We start from the raw sequence: 20,602 nt of genomic DNA, 5'->3' as shown, positions 1-20,602 counted from the left end.
GCGCATCGAAGGGCCGGACCCTGACGTCACGTGGCTGTCGGCCACCATCCGGCGCGCAACCAGGACGCGGTAACCGTGCCCATGCGACGTTGGCCCATGGCCAGGAGCCATGCCTCCACGGCTCCGAGAATCGTGAACAGGACGGTGAACACGATGATCTGGTTTCGCACTCCAGGGTCGGTCTGCAGGCCGGCTGCCCAGGCGAGGGGCGTGACCACGACCATCGAGGCCGAGAGCACCAGCAGGAACACCAGCATCACCGCGGCGAGCACCGGCCCGGCCGCGTGGCGCCGGAGCACCAGCGCTGCGGCACCGAGGGACATCGGGATGGTCCAGGCCAGGTCGAGGACCCACGTCGGGTTGGGCAGCTCCGACAGGTGGAGGTTCGGCGGCCTTCCGTCGGGCCAGGCGCCGATGATCTCGGTGAGCCACAGCGCGGCGGTGCCGATCCCGCCAGCGGTCAGCAGCCAGGTAGCGGCGCGGCGCGGCGCTCGACCAAAGGCCGGCGACGTGGCTGTGACGTCGAGTCGAACCACGCCGTCGAGGGTGGCGAAGCCGGCGAGGCCGAGGATGGCCACGTAGACGAGGAAGAGCGGGTTCAACGGCGCCCCGATCGACAGGTGGGCGTAGCAGTAGGCCAACCAGAGAGCGATGCCGGTGGTCAGCAGGTGACCGCTGAGGGAGCCGGCCCGGGCCCGCCTGCTCGACCACAGCAGCACCGGTACGAGGAGCAGGGTCACGGCGTCCTGTGCCCGCCAGGTCTGTCGGGTCAGGGCGGGGACCAACCGATAGGCATCCTCTGCGACCAGCCCATACACCGTTGCGACGACGACCAGTCCGCCGAGGCAGCCGAAGTACGCGGCACGAAGCGGGCCCCCATCCTTGGCTTGCGGACCGTGTGCAGGCTCAACGTGTCCGCGAGGCACGGACCATCCGAGGTGGACCGCTGAGCTGTTGCTCGCGTGTGTCATGAGCGCCTCCTTGCGTGCTGCCACCACGGTGCGGGGCTGCCGTCGCGTCACGGCAGGGGCAAAAGTCCTGCCGTATGCCGCTGGGCCTGGTCCCCGGCGAAGCGTGCCCTCGGCGTTGGGTCGCCTTATCGTGATCCCGTGCGGACGATCGGCAACATCCTCTGGTTCCTGCTCGCTGGCTGGTGGCTCGCGTTGGGCTACGTCCTGGCTGGCATCCTCGCCGTCGTGCTCATCATCACCATCCCGTTCGGCATCGCGTCATTCCGGCTTGCCGGTTATGTCGTGTGGCCCTTCGGGCGGACCGTCGTCATCAGCCGGGAGGCAGGCATCTGGTCGCTGATCGGCAACGTCCTGTGGATCATCCTGTTCGGCTGGGAACTGGCGTTGATCCACCTCACCGCCGGACTGCTGCTGTGCGTGACGATCATCGGCATCCCGTTCGGGGTGGCCTGCTGGAAGATGGTGCCGCTCGCACTCGTCCCCCTGGGTACGCGCGTCGTGCCTGTGTCGGCGGTCGGTGGCGACCGCTACGGGGTGCCGATGGGTACGGGGTCGGCCCCACCCGTCTGACCGTGCAGGTGCGGCACTAGTCGGTGGCCCTGGTGGCCGGTCGCCGGTAGTCCAGGTCGCCGTACTCGGGATGTCTCAGCATCCACGCATGGACGAAGGGGCAGATAGGCAGCACATCCAGCCCGAGCGTCCGCACGTGGTCAAGTGCGCCCTGCACGAGTGCGCCGCCGATGCCTTGGCCCTCAACGGATGGGTCCACCTCGGTGTGCGTAAAGACGATCAGCTCGGCGGTCTTCTGGTAGGCGGCAAAACCGAGGACCGTCCCATTCCTGACGACCTCGTACCTGTTCCGCTCCGGAGCGTCGAGCACCTGCGTCGTCATCGTGGCACCTCGGCGGTCAAGGGGAGATCGGGTCGGACGTGTCACCGTGCGTCCGACGGGGCCTGGAGCCAATCGTCGTTCGAGGTCGGCAGGAGGTCAAGGCGATCGGTCGGGACGTGCCTGCCGAATCTCGTCGGCGTGCCAAGGACTGAGTGGCCTCAGGCCCGGACGAGCAGTGGCGGGTTCCAGCGCCCATCGAGTGCCTCGGGACGGGGGGCGTAGAGCCGCATGCACAGGGAGAAGGGGCCGGCTGGCGAGCCTTCTTCGTCGTACATCGGCAACTCCGGCAACCGTCGCACCCAAGGACGGCTCGACGCATTACCCCTGGCGGGTAGTCCTCCGGGATGTTGCGCCACTCGAAGAGGAATAGCCTCCCGGGGGTGATGCCGTCGCTGGCCTCGCGGTCCACGATGCGAGGAGCCGATGACGAGGAGATCGCGATGGTGACGAAGGCCCTGCCCAAGGTTGTCCGGGCCGCACTCCTGGCGATGGCGCTACCGCCCTGTTCCACCAGCGCTGGCTCTGGTTCCGCGGGTGGTTCGCCCGCGGTGAACTCGACTCCGGCTGGCGCTGCAACAACCCTCGCGACCACGGCCGCGGCCGCGAGTGGCACCCTTTGCCCTGCGTTGTCGGACGTCAAGAGCGCCGCCTCGACCCTCAAGTCGGACCTGCAGTCCAAGAACCTCTCGGCGGTGCGCACCGACATCAGCAACCTCGAGACGACGGTGAAGAACCTCGTGGCTGGGATGTCGACCGGTGCCCAACAGGACACCGCCGTGCTGCAGTCGGCGTGGGACAACGTCAAGAAAACGTTCCAGGGTCTGAGCACGTCGGACCTCGGCCAGGTCCAGTCCACGATGCAGGGCCCGATCGACCAGCTGGAGACCGCTCTCGAGAGCACGACCAGTGGTCTGCACTGCTCATGAACGCCTCCGTTTGTCCGGACTGAAGGAGAAGCCATGTCCATGTCGACCGACCCGATGGCCGATGCCGCCCTGTTCGGGAACCGCTTCATCACCCAGGAGGTCCCGAGTCGGGAGTTCCCCCAGCACGGCATGACGGCGGTCGACGCCCTTCGCCTCGTGGCCGAAGACCTCGCGCTCGAAGGGGATCCCGGCCGGAACCTCGCCACGTTTGTGACGACCTGGATGGAGCCAGAGGCGCAGCAGCTCATCGCTGCGAACCTGCACCGCAACTTCATCGACCACGCGGAGTACCCGCGCACGGCTGAGATCGAGCAACGCTGCATCCGCATGCTCGCGGACCTCTTCCATGCGCCGGGTGATACGACGGGCGCGCGCACCCAGGGCTCGTCGGAGGCGATCATGCTCGGAGCCCTGTCCCTCAAGTGGAAGTGGCGCGAGCGAGCCCGGGCCGAAGGACGTTCGACGGACTCGCCGAATCTCGTCTTCGGTGGCGACGTGCACGTGGTGTGGGAGAAGTTCTGCCGGTACTTCGACGTCGAGCCCCGAATCGTGCCGTTGCAGCCGGGGAAGTACACGATCGGGCCGGAGGACGTGGCGCCGCTCCTCGACGAGAACACCATCGGCGTGGCGGCTGTCCTCGGTACGACGTTCACCGGCCACAAGGACGACGTCGTCGGGATCAACGACCTGCTGCTCGAGATCAAGTCGACCCGTGGGCTCGACGTGCCGCTACACATCGATGGTGCGAGCGGCGGCTTCGTGTGGCCCTTCCTCTACCCGGACTCGCCGTGGGACTTCCGGCTGGAGCAGGTGCGCTCCATCAACGTCTCGGGCCACAAGTTCGGGTTGGTCTACCCGGGCATCGGGTGGCTCGTGTTCCGCGAGACGTCGGATCTCGCGCACGACCTGGTGTTCGAGGAGAACTACCTCGGAAAGACGGACGCGACGTTCACGCTGAACTTCTCGACCGGCTCCTCGATGGTGCTCGCGCAGTACTACAACTTCGTCCGCTACGGCCGAGCCGGCTACGCGTACATCATGCGGAACATGGAGGAGAACGCGCGGACCTTGGGCGACATGCTCCGAGAACAGGGCCGCTTCGAGCTGATCGGCGCGGACCAGGAGCAGCTCCCCCTCGTGGCGTTCCGGCTGGCCGCGGAGGAGAGCTTCGACGAGTTCGACATCGCCTGGCAGCTGTCGGCGGAGCGCGGCTGGATGGTTCCGGCATACACCCTCCCGCCGAACGCCCAGGACATCACCATCATGCGAGCCCTGGTCAAGGAGACCCTCAGCCGAGAGCACGTCGACACTCTCGCGCGGGACATCGAGGAGGCCTGTAGGACCCTGGACAGGAAGGGCGGAGTGCACGAGTCGGAGCGCGCCAAGATCGTGACCGGGCCCGGCCACTGACCGACTCGTCCGCGCGGAGGGAACCATCCCCGACAGGTGATGTGGTCACTGTGCCCACCCTCCACGATGCAAGAGCCGCTGACGTTGCGCTCCGACCCGTGAGAGGACCGCCGTGACGACCGACGGGACAGAGAAGTCACAACGAACGGCCAGCGAGGCCGCCGACCCTGAGGAGCTGATCCGCAGTCGTCAGTACCGACGCCTGCTCGTGCTCTCCGCCGTCATCGGAGTCGCGGTCTCGCTCGCATCTTGGATCTTCCTCGAGGTGACGCACGCGGTCCAGCAGCGCTTGTACAAGGACTTGCCACAGTCCCTGGGATTCGACTCGCCCCCCTGGTGGTGGCCGCTGCCCATCCTCACTGTCGCCGGCCTGCTCATCGCCATCGCCGTGGTCCACCTGCCTGGCCGCGGAGGGCACGAGCCATCTGAAGGACTGCACACGGGCGCACCGACCAAGCCGATCGAGCTTCCCGGGGTTCTGCTCGCAGCGCTCGCCACCATCGGACTGGGCCTGGTGCTCGGGCCGGAGGCGCCTCTCATCGCCCTGGGAACCGGCCTCTCGATGCTCGTCCTGGACCGTGCCCGGCGCCCTGTCGCGGAGCAGGCGCGGGTGGTGATCGCCGCTGCCGCCGCCTTTGCCGCCTTGGCGACCATCTTCGGCTCACCCGTCATCGGCGCCGTCATCATCATCGAGGCAGCGGGACTCGGCGGTCCGACCCTCCCCCTCGTACTGCTGCCGGGGCTCATGGCCAGCGGCATCGGCTCGCTGGTGTTCGTCGGGATCGGCTCCGTCACAGGGTTGAGCTCGGGTGCCTACGCGTTGCCACCGCTGACCCTGCCCCCGTATTCCTCACCGCGGGTCACCGACTTCCTCTGGGTGATCATCCTTGCAATGGTGACCGCCCTCGTCGTCTTCCTGGTGATTCGCCTGGCCCAGTTGGTGCGCAACCTCGTCGCCCGACACGCCTACCTGCTGATCACCGGCGCCTGCCTTCTCGTCGGGGCCGTGGCCATCCTCTTCGCCGAGATCACTGGCGAGTCAGCTGAAGCGGTGCTGTTCTCGGGTCAGGACGCCATGGTCGACGTCGTGCGCCAGGCCGGCTCGTTGTCGATCGCGACCTTGGCACTGCTGCTGGTCTGCAAGGCGGTGGCGTGGGGCGTGTCAATGGGTGCTGCGCGGGGCGGCCCCACGTTCCCCGCGGTCTTTCTTGGCCTGGTGGGCGGTGCGCTCTGCGCCCACCTGCCCGCGTTCACGGAGACCCCCGCTGTCGGAGCCCTGATCGCCGCGGCCGTCGTTTCCGTGCTCCGGCTGCCGCTGTCGGCGATCATCATCGCCCTCGTCATCACCGGGGCGGGCGCCGGCGTCGCTCCGCTCATCATCGTCGCCGTTGTCGTCGCGTACATCTCCACTCTTGCGTTGGCGGCACGGAGTCGGGCAGGGGTTCCCGACGGCGAGCGCGCTGCCGGCTGATGTATATGGCCAGGACGTTGGTAGCAGCGAGCCTGCTTGAACGAACGAGAACCTCCGATCGGGATGTGGCTTGTCGAAGGCCCACTCCAACCCGGAGGTTCTCATGTCCCACGGTAGTGCTCGCCTGGCCGTCCATGGTCGGCGCCTGATCGTTGACCGCCACCGGGCCGGCTGGCCCCAGGCGCACATCGCCGCCGCAATGGGCGTGTCCAGCAAGTGCGTCAAGGCCTGAATCGACCGGTTCGCGGCCGAGGGCGATGCCGGCCTGGTCACGCGCTGCTCCCGGCCGCACACGATGCGGACCAGGAACAGGCCCGAAGTCGAGCAGAAGGTCCGGGCCGCGCGAAGCATCGGGACGGTCCCGACGTGACTGTGACCCGATCACCGGCGCGGTGTTCCGGTCCTCGAAGCAGACCGCAGTTCGCTACGAACGCGAGCGGCCCGGCGAGCTGGTGCACCTGGACGTCAAGAAGATCGGCCGCATCCCGGACGGCGGAGGCCGGCGTGCCCACGGGCGGGGCTGCGGGTCGATCCAGCGTGACCGGTCAACGAAGGTCGGGTTCGCCTACGTCCACTCGCTGGTCGATGACAATTCCCGGCTGGCCGACAGCGAGATCCTGCCCTGGACCCGACTGTTGGACAGGGTCGCCGACCCGCCCGTGACCGAACTGTCCTGACCACCCAGCCCGAGAAGGCGCGACCCAGGAATCACGACGTGGAACACCCCGACAGCGAGGTCGGGCGATCACCCACGCCCCGCGCGATCTCTTCAGCCCGAGACGACGATCAGCACCACGCCAACAGCACGTCGGTGGATCGAGGCTTGGCTCGCCAGCTCCACCTGCTCCTGAACGCCGCCACTGCGAGCTGGCCCGGAGGCCCGTTGGGCTAGTCTCGCAAGGTGTCCCGAAGTCCGCTCGACGGCCCGAGCTCGAGGACGTCGATGGTGAAGTCCTCATCGTGACAGACGGGACAGCAGCGACCAGATCTCCGGGCCTGTGCTCGGTGACCCTTCGGCACCTCAGTGCCCCCGAGGTCGTGTCGGTGGCCACGATCGCTGGGCTCGGCAGCGTCGAGTGGGGTGCGGATGTCCACGCGCCCCCAGAGGTGCGCGGCGAGCTGGAACGGGTCCGCCAGCTCACCGATGCCGCTGGCCTTCGCGTTGCGTCGTATGGGAGCTACTGGCGGGCGGGGGTGCATGACCTCGTTGCGGGACGTGCTGTGGTGGAGGCAGCAGAGGCCCTCGGCGCCCCTCGGGTCCGCATCTGGGCCGGCGCCGCGGGCTCGGAACGGGCGACGCCGACCATGCGCCGGGCGGTGGTGCGCGGGACGACGCAGCTCGCTCGGATCGCGGACGACCACGGGGTGGTCCTCGCGTACGAGTTCCATGCGGACACCCTGGCCGACACCCCGGACAGCGTCCTCGACCTCCTCGACAGGGTCGACAGCGCGGCCGTCCGCACCTACTGGCAGCCGCCGAACGGGCTCCCGGACGAGGTCGCCCTCGACGGCCTTGATCGCGTCCTCCCGGCGGTGGTGGCAGTGCACGTATTCTCCTGGTGGCCCGGCACGCACCGCCTCCCACTCGCCGAGCGCTCAGGGCTGTGGCGCTCGGTGATCGCTCGCCTCCCCCAGCTGGGACGGCCCGTCGACATGCTCATGGAGTTCGTCGCCGACGACGACCCGGCCAATGTCACGTCGGACGCCGCTGTACTGCGCACCCTCATCGAGAGGAGCCCCACGTGACCCGCGCTCCGGTGGCGTTGCTCGCCATGGACCCCGATCTGCCGGACCGGCTCTTCGATGACGCTGCACGGCGCCAGCTGGAAAGGTGCTACGAGGTCGACTTCACTCGGGTGGTGAGGCGCTTCGGCGCGGTGGACGCCGGACGAGCACGGGCCGCAGAGGTCGTGGTGACTGGATGGGGAAGCCCGCGGGTCGACGCGGCCGCGCTCTCATCCATGCCGAACCTTCGCGCGGTGCTGCACGCCGCAGGCTCGGTCCGCAGCCACGTCGACCCGATCTGTTGGGAGCGGGGCCTGTCCGTCACGACGGCCGCCGACGCGAACGCGCAGCCCGTCGCGGAGTACACGCTCGCCATGATCATCCTCAGCGCCAAGGAGGTCTTTCGGGCGCAGGCGCTCTACCGGACCCGGCCGAACGTCGACGTTCACGCCGAGTTCGCGACCGTCGGAGGCAACGGCCGTAGGGTCGGGCTCGTTGGCGCCTCCCGGATCGGGCGGCGCGTCCTGGACCTGCTCGCGCCGTTCGATTTCGAGGTGTGGCTCGCCGATCCTTTCGTCGATGCCGCCGAGGCAGCACGGCTTGGCGTGCGCCTGGCCTCCGTTGACGACCTGCTCGCCTCGTGTGACGTGGTGAGCCTGCACGCCCCCCTGCTGCCCTCGACACATCACCTGATCGATGCACGACGTCTGGCGTCGATCCCCAGCGGCTCAACCCTCATCAATACGGCGCGCGGAGGACTGATCCAGCATGAGGCGCTCGTGGCTGAGCTCCAGTCCGGTCGCATCCGCGCTGTGCTCGACGCGACCGATCCCTTCGAGCCGCTCGCGCTGGACTCGCCGCTGCGCACGCTCGACAATGTCGTGGTGACGCCCCACGTGGCTGGAGCGCTCGGGAACGAGCTCTTCAGGCTTGGTGTGCACGCCGCCGACAACGCGGCCCGGCTCCAGGAGGGTCGCCCGCTCCAAGGGCTCGTCACCCTCGACGAGCTCGCGCGCATGGCCTGAACGAGTCTCAGTCAGCCCAGGTGATGAGGTCGAAAATGGGTCTGACCTGCCGAAACAGATCAGACCCCAGTCGGTCGGGCTGACAGTATTTGAAGGTGGACCATGGACGCCGACCCGATCACGCCGTGACTAGCCTAGACAGCGTAGTCACAAGGCGTAATGCGCGGGGTACGGGGCTACGGAGTGGTCACGGGCGACCTGGTCGATCGGGCAGTGCTCAATGAGGACGGCGTGCTGACGAGACGGGCTCTCGATCTACAGCTTCGGCGTTGAGCGGTCCTCCATGTCCTGGATTGACCCGTCATCGCCACCTCGTCAGTCCGACGGCTGGCGCTATGACTCGAAGTCGATGGTTCCATTGATCGGCACGAGGTCGACGGTGTCGGGGCTCTGGTCCTCGAGAAAGGCGGTGCAGCTGGGCGCCCGTGCTTGGTCGGTGCCCTGCCAGGCGAAGATCGCCTGCACCGGCGACCCAGGCTTCAGCACGATCGCGCTGCGGGTGCCCTTCGGCGTGGTGTCGAACGTCGATTCCGTGGTGTCGCCGCCGATCAGGATCCTGCCGTCCTCGGTCCTCAGCGCGCACTCGAGGTCGACGGCGAACGACATTTCGTCGTTCGACACCGTCAAGGTGCCCGTGGCGTCGGAACCCGCTCCGGACGCATCGAGCACGACCGCAGCGTCCATGGGCGGGAACCGGAAGTTGCCCGATGCGAGCCGCGCTGGCGCCGGCGATGACGCGGATGTCGGCTCGCCGCCGGTGCCCCCATTCCCGGACCCGGACTGGCAGCCGGCGACGGCCACCACGAGCAGAACAGCGGCGGCGGTGATCCCTCTTGCAGGTGAATGCATCGCGTTCGACCCCCACATCTGTTGCCAGCACCACTGCCGTGGCATCGTCTCTGTGTCCCGAGGGCTTCGGGTCGCGGCGCGCCACCCCGCTGCAACTGTTATAGTCTGATGTAGCACTGCAATGCCTGTCAAGGGGGTGGGACCCGCGCTACCCACCGGTATCGTCATCGACCGCGACTCGGCGGTCACGATCGCGGCCCAACTGGCGGAGCAGTTGACGTGGCTGATCGCGACAGGGGCTCTGGCTCCCGGCGACCGCATGCCGTCGATTCGCGACCTCGGTGCTGAGCTCGGGATCCATCACCACACCGTCCGGCAGGCGTATCTCGACCTCGACTCCCGCGAGCTGATCACCGTCCGCCGCGGAACACCGGCGACGGTCAGGGAGTTCACTGGCCTCTGGCCGGCGCGCCCGCCGTACGGGGGGGCGATGCGGGCCCAAGGCGTCCTCATCGCGGCTCACACCCCGTTCTACCTGCCGTTGATCCGCGGGATCGAGCGCGGCGGGGCCGAGGCGGGAGTCCTGACGATCGTCGCCGCGACTGACAACAACATCGTGCGGTCGAAGCTCCAGATGCGACAGTTCGTCACGGCGGGGGTCCGCGGCATCATCGCTGTCTCCATGGGACGGCCCGTCTACGACGAGGTCGGGCAAGCCGGCGCCGAGAACGCCATTCACGCCGTGTACTGCGACCAGCCGACCGAGACCGTTGACTCGTTCCGGTTCGACGAACACGGCGCGGGTCACGAACTCGCCTCGCACCTCGCGGGCCACGGTCATCGGCGCGTCGCGTTCATGACGCCGTCGCTCGACTACCCCAACATGGCGTCGCTCTATCGCGGCTTCACACAGGCCGTGCAGGACGGCGTGCTCGAGGGTGTCGACGTCGTGAAGTGCGACGACTTCTCGCTCGAGGCGGGCGCTGCGGCCGCGAGGACGGCTCTGACCAGCACCGCGCCGCCGAGCGCGATCGCGACGGTCGCCGATGAGCTGGCCATCGGGGTCATCGACGCGGCGCGAACGGTCGGCGCGAACGTCCCCGACGACCTGGCACTCGTGAGCTACGGGGCTATCGACGCCGGTGCCTACGTCGACCCGCCCATCACCACTATCGCCCTCCCCGCGGAGCAGATGGGCCTGCTCGCCGCCCGCCGGCTCGCGGCACGGATCCGCGGCGATCGGCCCGAGGGCACCACCTACCTGCCCGGACGCCTGATTGTGCGCGCCAGCTGCGGCCGCCACGACCCCGAATCGGCGATGAGTGGAGCGTGACCGATCGTCGTCTGGCAGCCGCGGGGTGAATCCATGGATCAGGCGGGCGGTGCAACCTCCGCCGATCGCAACCGGTCTCGGCGCATCATCGACGCCGCTACCGCGTCGATTGTCGTCCAGCTCAACTCGCGCCCATGTCGCGGTCAGTTCGGTCGATCATGCTGCTGCGGGGGTCGTCCGCGGGTACTCGGTGCAGTTGGTGATTCAGGTCGGGCTCGTCCGCGGCGCGGCTGATGATGCCCTAGCGGCCCTGCCGGCGTGGCTTTGGGCGGCCTGAACGGGTTTCGTCGTGGCCCTCTGCGGCTGGATGGCGGTCCGCGTGTATCGGGCGCACCGACTCCGTGTTAGCCGTGTGTAGAACGCCGCACAGTCCCAGGCACCGCGCACCGGCTAACGGCCTCGTGAGCCATTCTCTGCTGTCACGAACGGCGTTGCTGTCAACCAAGCCAAGAGGCGGTCTCGGATATCTCCGAAACCGCCTCTGACCTGCTGTTTGATCTGTCGGGCTGACAGGATTTGAACCTGCGACCCCTTGACCCCCAGTCAAGTGCGCTACCAAGCTGCGCCACAGCCCGTTGCCCCGTCGGGGCGAACGAAACCTTAGCGCACCGACGTCGTCGCCTCCGAATCGGGCCACTCACCCGGGCCACGTGCCACGCAACACACCGAGCAGTAAGCAACCCACGACGGCTATTTCCATCGGAAGCTGTCCAGCGCTCGGTGTGTTGCGGGAGTCTGGGCTCGGGCTTGCCCGTCAGCGACGACGCTTCTCCCGCACGCGCACGGACACCTCGATCGGCGTCCCATCGAAGCCGAACTGTTCGCGCAGCCGCCTCTCGAGGAACCGGCGGTACCCGGCCTCGATGAAGCCTGACGCGAAGATGACGAACCGTGGGGGCCGGGTCGCGGCCTGCGTGGCGAAGAGGATCCGTGGTTGCTTGCCGCCGCGCACCGGGTGCGGGTGGCCGGCCACGATCTCCCCGAGGAAGGCATTGAGACGCGAGGTCGGGATGCGCGTGTCCCACGACTCGAGCGCCGTCTCGAGCGCCGGCACGAGGCGATCGAGATGGCGACCGGTCCGAGCGGAGAGATTGACACGCGGCGCCCAGGGCACCTGCACGAGCTCCTTCTCGATCTCGCGCTCGAGGTAGTAGCGCCGCTCCTCGTCGAGCAGGTCCCACTTGTTGTAGGCGATGACGAGCGCCCGGCCCGCGTCGATGACCTGCTGCACGACGCGGATGTCCTGCTCGGCGATCGGCTGCTCGGCATCGATGAGCACGACCGCCACCTCGGCCTTCTCCAGGGCCGTGTGGGTCCGCAGCGACGCGTAGAAGTCGGCACCGCGGGTCTGGTGCACTCGCCTCCTGATGCCGGCCGTGTCGACGAAACGCCACGTCTTGCCACCGAGCGCGACGAGCTCGTCCACGGGGTCACGCGTCGTTCCGGCGACGTTGTCGACGACGACCCGGTCCTCGCCGGCCAGCTTGTTGAGCAGGCTCGACTTGCCCACGTTCGGGCGGCCGATCAGCGCCACGCGACGCGGCCCGCCCTGGGCGTAGGCGCCATGGGCCGACACCTGAGGGAGCACCTCGAGGACGGCGTCGAGCGCGTCACCGCTCCCCCGGCCGTGCAGGGCCGAGACCGGCCATGGCTCGCCGAGCCCCAGGTTCCACAAAGCCGCGGCGTCCGCCTCGCCGCGCTCGTCGTCGACCTTGTTCGCGATGAGCACGACCGGCTTGCCCGCCTTGCGGAGCAGCTTGACGACCGCCTCGTCGTCATCCGTGGCTCCGACAGTGGAGTCGACGACGAACATGACCACGTCGGCGAGCTCGATGGCGATCTCGGCCTGCTCCGCGACGCGTAGGTGGATGCCCGTCGCGTGGGACTCCCAGCCGCCCGTGTCCACGATGGTGAACCGGCGCCCACCCCACTCCCCCTCGTAGGAGACCCGGTCGCGCGTGACGCCGGGCACGTCCTCGACCACGGCCTCGCGACGGCGGAGGATGCGGTTGACGAGGCTGGACTTGCCGACGTTGGGCCGGCCGACGACGGCGACGACCGGGAGCGGACCGTGCTCCGCCTCGTCACCGAGCAGCTCGTCGTGCGTGTCGAGGAGCGCCTCGTCCTCGGCGCTCAGCTCGAACTCGTCCAGCCCGACTCGAAGGGCGCGTTCGACCGACCGGTCCTCCTCCACGGAGATCGGGGCGCCCGCTGCGTCCGGGCGGGCGGTCTCGTCAGTCACGGTGTCCTCGAATCAGTCGTACGGGAGTGGACGAAGAACCATTGTCCACCAGCCCGAGAGGCCCCCGCGACGTCAGCGCACGGGACGACTGGCCGCGCTCAGGCGCGGGCGGCCGCAACGACCTGCAGCACCGCCTCGACCGAGCCCTCGAAGTCCAGGTGCGACGTGTCGATCGTGGTGACGCCATCTGCGGCGACGGTGAACTGGGAGACCGTCGAGTCGGCGCGATCCCGGTCGACGACCTGTGAGCGGGTCGCGTCGACCGAGGCCGCGTCGGCGTCACCGTGCAGCTCTTTGGACCGTCGGGCCAGCCGCGCCTCCTCGGAAGCGGTCAGCAGGATGCGCACGGGAGCATCCGGCGCGACGACTGTCGTGATGTCGCGACCCTCGACGACGACCCCGCCTTGCGCGTTCCCGGCCGCCGAGATGAGGTCGCGCTGCAGCTGTCGCAGCACCTCGCGCACGGGGATCACGGTGGCCACCTTCGAGACGGTGGTCGAGATCCGCGTCTCGCGGATGGCGGTCGCCACGTCGGACCCGCCGACGGACACGCTGGGGTCGTCGGGGTCGGTGCCGATGACGAGCGGGAAGTCAGCCGCTGCCGCGGACACTGCCATCGGATCGTCCAGGTCGATCTCCTGGTCGAGGCACCACCAGGTCAGGGCCCGGTACATCGCGCCGGTGTCGAGGTAGGCATAGTCCAGCGCGCGGGCGACCTGCTTCGAGACACTCGACTTCCCCGATCCCGACGGCCCGTCGATGGCAACCACGAACCCCGAAAGGGCGTGGTCGGTGAGTCGGGGCACGTCGGATTCAACCGGAGTCTGCGGCATGGGCGGCAGCCTAGTGGCCGCCGGCCGACCACCCGACCCGGCCGACCACCCGACCCGGCCGACCCGAGGACGGGCGGCCACCACAGCGTCACTCAGCTGTATGCCGCTGAGCCGGCTCAGCGGCATACGGCTGAGTAACGCTCTGGTCGGTTTCCACGACGTCACGCGCGTCAGTCGTGCAGCTGCCAGCCGAGCGTGGTGAGGACCTCCTGAAGCGGCTCCGCCGCCGCGGGGACCACGGAGATGTAGGCGATGCCGAACGGCTGTCCAAGACCGTGCTCGAGCTGCAGGTCCTCGAGGTTGATGCCGGCGTTGCCCATGTCGGTGAGGAGCCGGCCGATGGATCCCGGCTTGTCCGGCACGAGTACGGAGACGACGGCGTAGGCGGTGGGCGCCGCCCCGTGCTTGCCGGGAATGCGGGCGTGCCCAAGGTTGCCGGCCTCGAGCATCCGGCTGAGGGTGCCCAGCGAGCCCTCCCCCTCGCCCTCGACGAGTCCGTGGAGTGCCGCGACGACCGCGTCGACCTGGCCGCGTAGGTCGAGCAGAACGTCGCGGACGGCCTCGGCGTTGCCCGCGAGGATCTGCGTCCAGAGTCGGGGGTCACTTGCCGCGATGCGTGTGACGTCGCGCAATCCCTGGCCCGCGAGCCCGACCGCTGGCTCGGGAAGCTCCCTGAGGCACGCCGCCACGATGCTCGCGGCGACCTGGGGCATGTGGGACACCGCCGCGACGGCCTCGTCGTGCTCGCGGGCCGGCATGACACGAACCGCCGACCCCACCACCGTCGCGATGTGGCGGATCGCATCGACGGCCTCCTCGGCAGAGTCCTCGTGTGGCACGACCACCCAGGCCCTGCCGTCGAAGAGGTCGCGTCGGGCGGCCGCCGCACCGGATCGCTCTCGTCCCGCCATCGGATGGGAACCGACGTAGCGGGATGCGTCAGCACCCGAACGCAGGACCCTGTCGAGCACCGTCTGCTTCACCGACGCCACATCGGTGACCACGGACCGCGGCCACCGCTCGAGTGCCGCGACGACGACGTCCGCCGCCACGTCCGGTGGCGCAGCGACGACCACGACGTCCGGCTCGGCGGCGTCGAGGTGCCCGGCGACGTGGCCAGCACCGAGGTCCCGTGCGAGCCGGCAGGCGGTCGGCGACGGGTCCTCCAGAGAGACGTCAAATCCCTGGTCGGACAGTGCCATCCCCAAGCTGGTGCCAATGAGTCCGGTACCGATCACCCGGACATGTCTGGTCCCTGAATTCACAGGCCCGCGGCCTTGTAGAGGGCCCCGACCTCCGCTTTGTTGAGCCTGCGCATCCGACCGGATCGCAGGTCGGCGAGGCGGATGGGGCCCACCTCCGTCCGGACCAGCTCGACGACAGGGTGCCCGACGGACTCGAGCATCCGTCGCACGACGTGCTTGCGGCCCTCGTGCAGGACGACCTCGACGATGGCCTTGCCCGGCTGGGAGTCGACGACCTTGAACGAGTCGACCTGCACCGGCCCGTCCTCGAGCTCGACGCCCTGACGCAGCTGCCTCCCCACGTCCTTACCGACGGGCCCACGGACGGTGGCGAGGTAGGTCTTGAGGACCCCGTGGCTCGGGTGCTGGAGCCGGTGGGCCAGGTCCCCGTCGTTCGTGAGCAGGAGCAGACCCTCGGTGTCGGCGTCGAGCCGGCCGACGTGAAAGAGCCGTTGCTCGCGGTTGCCGACATAGTCGGCGAGACTGACGCGACCGAGCTCGTCGTTCATCGTCGTGACGACACCCTTGGGCTTGTTGAATGCGAGATACACCCGGTCCTCGTCGAGGTTGACACGCTCCCCGTCGACGTGGACGACCTGGGTGCGCGGGTTGATCCGGACGCCCAGCTCGGTGACGACCTGGCCGTCCACCTCGACACGGCCCTGCTCGATGAGGTTCTCGCACACCCGGCGAGAGCCGACTCCGGCGGCGGCCATGAGCTTCTGCAGGCGCACGCCCTCAGGGTCGTGGACGTCGACCGGCGGACCGGCGGGCCGCTTCGGGAGCTTGGTTGGCTGGCTGGGCTTCGTCGAGCCGGCGAAGCGAGCGCCGGCCCCCCGCTTCGACGCCGACTTCCCTGCCGATCGACCGCGCGCAGCACCCTTGGCAGTGGAGCCGGACTGGCGTTTGCGCGGCTGACGCGGAGACCTGCTGTACTCGCTCACGCGTGACCCTCCTCGATCAGCTCGTCGATGACATCCACGTCAGGCAGGAAGGGAGCGAGCGGTGGCAGCTCGTCGAGCGACGAGAGTCCCATTCGTTGCAGGAAGAAGGGCGTCGTCCGGTAGAGGATCGCGCCGCTCTCCCCCACCTCCTCCACCTCTTCGATCAGCCCGCGGGACATCAGGGTGCGGACCACGCCGTCGACGTTCACGCCGCGGACGGCACTGACGCGCGCCCTCGAGACCGGCTGTCGGTACGCGATGACTGCCAAGGTCTCCAGGGACGCCTGGGTGAGCCTGGCCTGCTGGCCGTCGAGGACGAACTTCTCCACCACGGTGGCGTAGTCGGCCCGGCTGTACATCCGCCATCCACCGGCGACGTTGCGCAGGGTGAAGCCCCGGAACTCGGCCGCATATCCCTCCTCCAGGTCATGCAGATGCGCACGAACGTCATCCACCGGCAGCTCCAGCGCTGAGGCCAGGGCCACCTCGGACACGGGCTCGTCGACGACCATGAGCACCGCCTCCAGCGCGGATCGCGCACCCCCGGGAAAGTCGTTGATGTCGAAGGCGATCTGTTCGTCCGGCTGCCCCGGCTCCGGAGCCGCCACGTCGTGCTCACTCATGGTCCACTCCGTCGGTCGGGCGTGCATCGTTGTCATTGTTGTCACCGTCGTGCTCGTCTTCATCGAGCTCGTCGAACTCGTCGTCGATCATGACATCGCCCAGCTCACTGCCCGTCCAACGGATGTCGAGCTCACCGAGTGCCTGCGCCTGCTCGAAGGCGATAGCCGACTCCTTGAACAGCTCGAGCAGGGCCAGGAACCGGGCCACGATGACGAGGGTGCTGTCCGCGTCCGCGACGAGGCTGCGGAACGACACCTGTCCGCGCGCCCGGAGACGGGATACCATGATTGCGGCCTGCTCCCGGACACTGACCTGGGGGGCGTGGAGGTGCTCGAGCCCGACCGTGGGCGGTGCCTTGGGGGTCATGGCCCGGGCCGCGATCATGGCCAGCTGCTCCGGGGTCACGGTGAGGACGAGCTCGGGCAGCAGGTTCGCGAACTGCGGGTCCAGACCGGCCTGCCTCGCCGTGATCCGGCCGGCCGTGGCCATCCGCTCGTGGAATGTCTGGGCGATCTCCTTGTAGGCGCGATACTGCAGCAGGCGGGCGAAGAGCAGGTCACGCGCCTCGATGAGCGCGAGGTCCTCGTCGTCCTGCGGCCCTGACTGAGGCAGCAGGCGGGCGGCCTTGAGGTCGAGCAGCGTGGCGGCGATGAGGAGGAACTCAGAGGCCTGGCTGAGGTCCCAGTCGTTGTCGGCCGTCTGGGCCGCCTTGATGTGGGCCACGAAGTCGTCGGTCACCTTGGCGAGGGCGACCTCCGTGATGTCGAGCTTGTGCTTGCTGATGAGTCCGAGGAGCAGCTCGAACGGCCCGGAGAAGACGTCGAGGTGGACCTGGAACGGCGCCGCGGACCGGCGGGTGATGACCCCGCCGGGCACGGCTGTGTCGTCGACCGGTGGCCGGCCGACGGAGTCGAGCTCAGTCATCACGGTTCGCGCTTCAGGCGGCGCCGCCTCGGGCGATCAGCTCTCGGGCGAGCTGACGATAGGCCGCTGCACCGGAGTGGTCGGACGAGTACGACGTGATCGGCTCCGCCGCGAGGGTCGCATCCGGGAACTTGACGGTGCGGCTGATGACGGTGTGGAACACCTGCTCGCCGAAGTGGTTGACGACGGAGGCCACCACCTCGCGGCTGTGCAGGGTACGCGCGTCATACATGGTCGCGAGGATCCCGTCGACCTGCAGGCGCGGGTTGAGCCGATCGGTGATCTTGTCGATGGTGTCGATGAGCAGGGCGACGCCTCGCATCGCGAAGTACTCGCACTCGAGCGGGATGATCACCCCGTGTGAAGCGGTGAGCGCGTTGACGGTGAGCAGGCCGAGTGACGGTTGGCAGTCGATGAGCACGACGTCGTAGTCGTCCAGGACCGGGCGGAGGACGCGTCCGAGGACCTGCTCGCGAGCCACCTCACCGACGAGCTGGACCTCCGCGGCCGACAGGTCGATGTTGGCCGGGATGACGTCCAGATTGGGGGTCTGCGTCGGCCGGATGATGTCCCTCACGTCGTGCCCGGACTCGACGACGAGGTTGTAGATGGTGACGTCGAGCTCCTGCGCGTTGATCCCGAGGCCGACGGACAGGGCGCCCTGGGGGTCGAAGTCGACGGCCAGGACCTTCCGGCCGAGCTCGGCCAGCGCGGCGCCGAGGTTGATCGTGGTGGTCGTCTTGCCGACCCCGCCCTTCTGGTTGCACATCGCGATGATCCGCGCGGGCCCGTGGGTCGTCAGCGGTGGCGGCTCGGGGAAGTAGGGCAGCGGACGGCCGGTCGGGCCGATCTCACCGGCAGCCATCGACTCGACGACGGGCAGGTGCTGGGCTGTGCCGTGCTGGTGGTTGACGGAGCCGTTGGCACCCTCGGTGACCCTTGCCACGCCGGGACGCGCGAGGCGCTCGTCCTGCATGGTCTCGTGTGACTCGTCGTTCACCGGGTGTTCCACTCCGCTCGGTTGTGCCCTCGGCCGCGCGTTTCGGTCAGCCTCTCGCTGATCGTTTTCGACCTTATCAGCGGGCACGGGGGTGAGCCCCGGCATAGACCTCTCGCAATCGGTGTGTCGCGACTTGCGTATAGATCTGGGTCGTTGTCACGGATGCGTGGCCGAGCAGCTCCTGCACGACCCTGACGTCCGCTCCCCCGTCCAGCAGATGCGTCGCGAACGAGTGGCGCAGGGTGTGGGGCGAGACATGTTGCCGCAGATCCGCCCGTTCGGCCGCACGCTGCACCACCGCCCACGCGCTCTGTCGGGACAGGCGTCCCCCTCGTTGGTTGAGGAAGAGCGCCGGCCCACCGGTGCCGCGCTGCGCCAGTGCGGGCCGCCCCCGGACGAGGTAGCCATCGACCGCCTCCACCGCGAAGCGGCCGACCGGCACGATGCGCTCCTTGCCACCCTTGCCCAAGAGGCGCACGATGCCGATCTGTCCCGGACCGCCCGGGTCCACGTCGTCGACGTCGAGGCCGACCGCCTCGCTGATGCGCGCGCCCACCCCGTACAGCACCTCCAGCAGGGCGCGATCACGCAGGGAGTCGGGCGTGTCGCCCACGGAAGCCGCCGCGAGGAGGCGCTCGACGGCGTCGAGCGGGATGGCCTTGGGAAGGCGGCTCGGTGGTGATGGCGGTGCGACGTTGACCGCGGGGTCCGCGGGCACGGTCCCCTCGAGGGCGAGGAAACGGTGGAAGCCGCGCACGGCCACGAGCGTGCGCGCGGCGGACGAGGCGGCCAGGCCCCGTTCCCGCAGCGCGGCCAGGAAGTCGGCCACCTGCGCCTCGGTGACCGCTCCAGCCGTGTCGATGCCCCGCTCGCGGAGGTAGTGGCGATACATCCGCAGGTCCCGCTCGTAGGACTTGAGCGTGTTCTCCGAGGCGCCCCGCTCCACGCGGACGTGGTCGAGCCAGCCGCGGACCTCCCGGTCGAGCCGGGTGGTCTGCGGCGGTGCCGACTGTGCCGGATCCGTCAGGACAGCGCCTCGTCGAGCGTCGTCGATCCCATCCCGTGGGCCTCGGCGACCGGCGCGTAGGTGACGGCTCCCTCGTGCGTGTTGAGGCCCAGACCGAGGGCGTTGTCCCCCCGGAGCGCGTCCCTCCAGCCGAGGTTGGCCAGCTCGATGGCGTAGGGCAGGGTGACGTTGGTCAGTGCATAGGTGCTCGTGTGAGGGACCGCGCCAGGCATGTTCGCGACGCAGTAGAAGAGCGAGTCGTGCACCGGGTAGGTCGGGTTGGCGTGCGTCGTCGGCCGCGAGTCCTCGAAGCACCCGCCCTGGTCGATGGCGATGTCGACGAGGACCGAGCCGGGGTTCATCTGGGACACCTGCTCGTTGGTGACGAGACGCGGCGCACGGGCTCCTGGTACGAGGACGGCACCGATGACCATGTCGGCGTCGGCAATGGCCCGCTCGATCTCATAGGCGTTGGACGCGACCGTCTGGCAGTGGCCCTGGTAGACGAAGTCGGCGTGCCGCAGCTTGTTGATGTCGTTGTCGAGCAGCAGCACCTCCGCCTGCATGCCCAGGGCGATCGCCGCGGCGTTCATCCCGGCCACGCCGGCGCCGATGACGACGACCTTGGCGGCATACACCCCGGAGACGCCGCCCATGAGGATTCCGCGTCCACCCTCGGCACGCATGAGCGCCTGTGCGCCGACCTGCGGGGCGAGGCGTCCAGCCACCTCGGACATCGGGGCCAGCAGCGGCAGGCTCCGGTCCGGCAGCTCGACGGTCTCGTAGGCGATCGCGGTGACCTTGCGCGCGACGAGCTCTTCGGTGAGGGCCTTGTCGGCCGCGAGGTGCAGGTAGGTGAACAGCACCTGTCCCTCGCGCATCCGGGGGTACTCCTCGGCGATCGGCTCCTTCACCTTGAGGATGAGGTCCGCCGCCCCCCACACGTCGTCGGCGGTTCCGAGGATGGAGGCGCCGGCCGAGACATAGTCCTCGTTGAGGATCGAGGAGCCGCGCCCTGCGTCGCGCTCCACCAGGACGTCGTGCCCGTTGCGGACGAGCTCGTGCACGCCGGCGGGTGTGATGGCCACGCGGTACTCGTGGTTCTTGACCTCGCGTGGGATACCGACCTTCATGTGCGGTTGATCCTTCCGATCAAGGATGGGCCGCGGCGTCGTTGCCGCACCCCCGCGCCAGCGGGTCACACGGCGCGTTCCCACTGTAGTCACGCGGCGCCGCCGTGACG

19 protein-coding genes, 1 tRNA gene and 1 pseudogene are annotated in these 20,602 nt (G+C 68.9%); 8 read left to right on the top strand and 13 right to left on the bottom strand.

What is annotated here, in order from left to right:
* Nucleotides 1-26 precede the first annotated feature (26 nt).
* Entirely contained in the window at nt 27-971 is a 945-nt protein-coding gene (locus tag ABF401_RS07770; protein ID WP_353508961.1) for a hypothetical protein, read from the bottom strand.
* A gap of 138 nt (nt 972-1,109) precedes the next feature.
* On the opposite strand from ABF401_RS07770, the gene ABF401_RS07765 reads away from it, so the two are divergent.
* Nucleotides 1,110-1,541, top strand: a complete 432-nt coding sequence (locus tag ABF401_RS07765) for a YccF domain-containing protein (RefSeq protein ID WP_353508960.1) — start codon at nt 1,110-1,112, stop codon at nt 1,539-1,541.
* Nucleotides 1,542-1,557: 16 nt separating this feature from the next.
* Here ABF401_RS07765 and ABF401_RS07760 read toward each other — a convergent pair whose 3' ends face one another.
* Nucleotides 1,558-1,863, bottom strand: a complete 306-nt coding sequence (locus tag ABF401_RS07760; protein WP_353508959.1) for a GNAT family N-acetyltransferase — start codon at nt 1,861-1,863, stop codon at nt 1,558-1,560.
* 380 nt (nt 1,864-2,243) lie between these two features.
* On the opposite strand from ABF401_RS07760, the gene ABF401_RS07755 reads away from it, so the two are divergent.
* The 6 genes and pseudogenes from ABF401_RS07755 (at nt 2,244) to ABF401_RS07730 (ending at nt 8,420) form a co-directional block, all read left to right on the top strand.
* On the top strand, nt 2,244-2,789 hold the full coding sequence (locus ABF401_RS07755) for a hypothetical protein (RefSeq protein ID WP_353508958.1): 546 nt from the start codon (nt 2,244-2,246) through the stop codon (nt 2,787-2,789).
* A gap of 33 nt (nt 2,790-2,822) precedes the next feature.
* Nucleotides 2,823-4,199: a glutamate decarboxylase gene (gene gad, locus ABF401_RS07750; protein ID WP_353508957.1), complete on the top strand. Its 1,377-nt coding sequence runs from the start codon at nt 2,823-2,825 to the stop codon at nt 4,197-4,199.
* 112 nt (nt 4,200-4,311) lie between these two features.
* On the top strand, nt 4,312-5,670 hold the full coding sequence (locus ABF401_RS07745) for a chloride channel protein (RefSeq protein ID WP_353508956.1): 1,359 nt from the start codon (nt 4,312-4,314) through the stop codon (nt 5,668-5,670).
* Nucleotides 5,671-5,773: 103 nt separating this feature from the next.
* Nucleotides 5,774-6,293 (top strand): annotated as a pseudogene (locus ABF401_RS07740) (helix-turn-helix domain-containing protein); the annotation flags it as partial.
* A gap of 421 nt (nt 6,294-6,714) precedes the next feature.
* A complete protein-coding gene (locus ABF401_RS07735) occupies nt 6,715-7,416 on the top strand; it encodes a sugar phosphate isomerase/epimerase family protein (protein ID WP_353508955.1) in 702 nt (233 codons plus the stop codon).
* A complete protein-coding gene (locus tag ABF401_RS07730) occupies nt 7,413-8,420 on the top strand; it encodes a hydroxyacid dehydrogenase (protein WP_353508954.1) in 1,008 nt (335 codons plus the stop codon). Before ABF401_RS07735 ends, ABF401_RS07730 begins: the two co-directional genes overlap by 4 nt.
* 333 nt (nt 8,421-8,753) lie before the next feature.
* Here the strand turns inward: ABF401_RS07730 and ABF401_RS07725 are convergent, their stop codons facing one another.
* Nucleotides 8,754-9,269, bottom strand: a complete 516-nt coding sequence (locus tag ABF401_RS07725; protein WP_353508953.1) for a hypothetical protein — start codon at nt 9,267-9,269, stop codon at nt 8,754-8,756.
* 121 nt (nt 9,270-9,390) lie between these two features.
* Between ABF401_RS07725 and ABF401_RS07720 the strand changes: the two genes are divergently transcribed.
* Nucleotides 9,391-10,542 (top strand): substrate-binding domain-containing protein, encoded by a 1,152-nt coding sequence (locus ABF401_RS07720; RefSeq protein ID WP_353508952.1) that lies wholly within the window; start codon nt 9,391-9,393, stop codon nt 10,540-10,542.
* Nucleotides 10,543-11,043: 501 nt separating this feature from the next.
* Here the strand turns inward: ABF401_RS07720 and ABF401_RS07715 are convergent.
* The 10 genes from ABF401_RS07715 to ald all read right to left on the bottom strand — a co-directional run bounded on the left by ABF401_RS07715 (nt 11,044) and on the right by ald (nt 20,492).
* Nucleotides 11,044-11,117 (bottom strand) — tRNA-Pro (locus ABF401_RS07715).
* Between the two features lie 179 nt (nt 11,118-11,296).
* On the bottom strand, nt 11,297-12,784 hold the full coding sequence (gene der / locus ABF401_RS07710) for a ribosome biogenesis GTPase Der (RefSeq protein ID WP_353508951.1): 1,488 nt from the start codon (nt 12,782-12,784) through the stop codon (nt 11,297-11,299).
* A 98-nt stretch (nt 12,785-12,882) separates the two neighbouring features.
* A complete protein-coding gene (gene cmk / locus ABF401_RS07705) occupies nt 12,883-13,617 on the bottom strand; it encodes a (d)CMP kinase (protein ID WP_353508950.1) in 735 nt (244 codons plus the stop codon).
* Between the two features lie 170 nt (nt 13,618-13,787).
* The gene (locus tag ABF401_RS07700) at nt 13,788-14,882 is read right to left on the bottom strand and encodes a prephenate dehydrogenase (protein WP_353508949.1); all 1,095 of its coding nucleotides are present in this window, start codon (nt 14,880-14,882) and stop codon (nt 13,788-13,790) included.
* Nucleotides 14,879-15,805 carry a pseudouridine synthase gene (locus ABF401_RS07695; protein ID WP_353508948.1) on the bottom strand — a complete coding sequence of 309 codons (927 nt, stop codon included), beginning with the start codon at nt 15,803-15,805 and terminating at the stop codon, nt 14,879-14,881. The genes ABF401_RS07700 and ABF401_RS07695 overlap by 4 nt, the downstream gene beginning before the upstream one ends.
* Nucleotides 15,802-16,428: an SMC-Scp complex subunit ScpB gene (scpB, locus tag ABF401_RS07690; RefSeq protein WP_353508947.1), complete on the bottom strand. Its 627-nt coding sequence runs from the start codon at nt 16,426-16,428 to the stop codon at nt 15,802-15,804. Before scpB ends, ABF401_RS07695 begins: the two co-directional genes overlap by 4 nt.
* Nucleotides 16,421-17,353 (bottom strand): segregation and condensation protein A, encoded by a 933-nt coding sequence (locus ABF401_RS07685; RefSeq protein ID WP_353508946.1) that lies wholly within the window; start codon nt 17,351-17,353, stop codon nt 16,421-16,423. The genes scpB and ABF401_RS07685 overlap by 8 nt, the downstream gene beginning before the upstream one ends.
* A gap of 13 nt (nt 17,354-17,366) precedes the next feature.
* Nucleotides 17,367-18,218, bottom strand: coding sequence for a ParA family protein (locus ABF401_RS07680; protein WP_353509007.1), 852 nt, complete (start codon nt 18,216-18,218; stop codon nt 17,367-17,369).
* 211 nt (nt 18,219-18,429) lie between these two features.
* Entirely contained in the window at nt 18,430-19,380 is a 951-nt protein-coding gene (gene xerD / locus ABF401_RS07675) for a site-specific tyrosine recombinase XerD (protein ID WP_353509006.1), read from the bottom strand.
* Nucleotides 19,377-20,492, bottom strand: a complete 1,116-nt coding sequence (ald, locus tag ABF401_RS07670; RefSeq protein ID WP_353508945.1) for an alanine dehydrogenase — start codon at nt 20,490-20,492, stop codon at nt 19,377-19,379. Before ald ends, xerD begins: the two co-directional genes overlap by 4 nt.
* Nucleotides 20,493-20,602 lie beyond the last annotated feature (110 nt).

Origin of the sequence: Intrasporangium sp. (assembly GCF_040414665.1) — a bacterium.
Lineage (GTDB): Bacteria > Actinomycetota > Actinomycetes > Actinomycetales > Dermatophilaceae > Intrasporangium.
Note: the sequence above shows the minus strand (reverse complement) of the source record. Positions and strands in the feature narration are given on the sequence as shown.

Bases quoted from the DNA above. Each gene is read 5' to 3' on its own strand.
- ABF401_RS07760 (WP_353508959.1), bottom strand. From the start codon at position 1,863: ATGACGACGCAGGTGCTCGACGCTCCGGAGCGGAACAGGTACGAGGTC.
- ABF401_RS07685 (WP_353508946.1), bottom strand. From the start codon at position 17,353: ATGACTGAGCTCGACTCCGTCGGCCGGCCACCGGTCGACGACACAGCC.
- ABF401_RS07770 (WP_353508961.1), bottom strand. From the start codon at position 971: ATGACACACGCGAGCAACAGCTCAGCGGTCCACCTCGGATGGTCCGTG.
- ABF401_RS07725 (WP_353508953.1), bottom strand. From the start codon at position 9,269: ATGCATTCACCTGCAAGAGGGATCACCGCCGCCGCTGTTCTGCTCGTG.
- ABF401_RS07680 (WP_353509007.1), bottom strand. From the start codon at position 18,218: ATGGCTGCCGGTGAGATCGGCCCGACCGGCCGTCCGCTGCCCTACTTC.
- scpB (WP_353508947.1), bottom strand. From the start codon at position 16,428: ATGAGTGAGCACGACGTGGCGGCTCCGGAGCCGGGGCAGCCGGACGAA.
- gad (WP_353508957.1), top strand. From the start codon at position 2,823: ATGTCCATGTCGACCGACCCGATGGCCGATGCCGCCCTGTTCGGGAAC.
- cmk (WP_353508950.1), bottom strand. From the start codon at position 13,617: ATGCCGCAGACTCCGGTTGAATCCGACGTGCCCCGACTCACCGACCAC.
- ABF401_RS07720 (WP_353508952.1), top strand. From the start codon at position 9,391: ATGCCTGTCAAGGGGGTGGGACCCGCGCTACCCACCGGTATCGTCATC.
- ald (WP_353508945.1), bottom strand. From the start codon at position 20,492: ATGAAGGTCGGTATCCCACGCGAGGTCAAGAACCACGAGTACCGCGTG.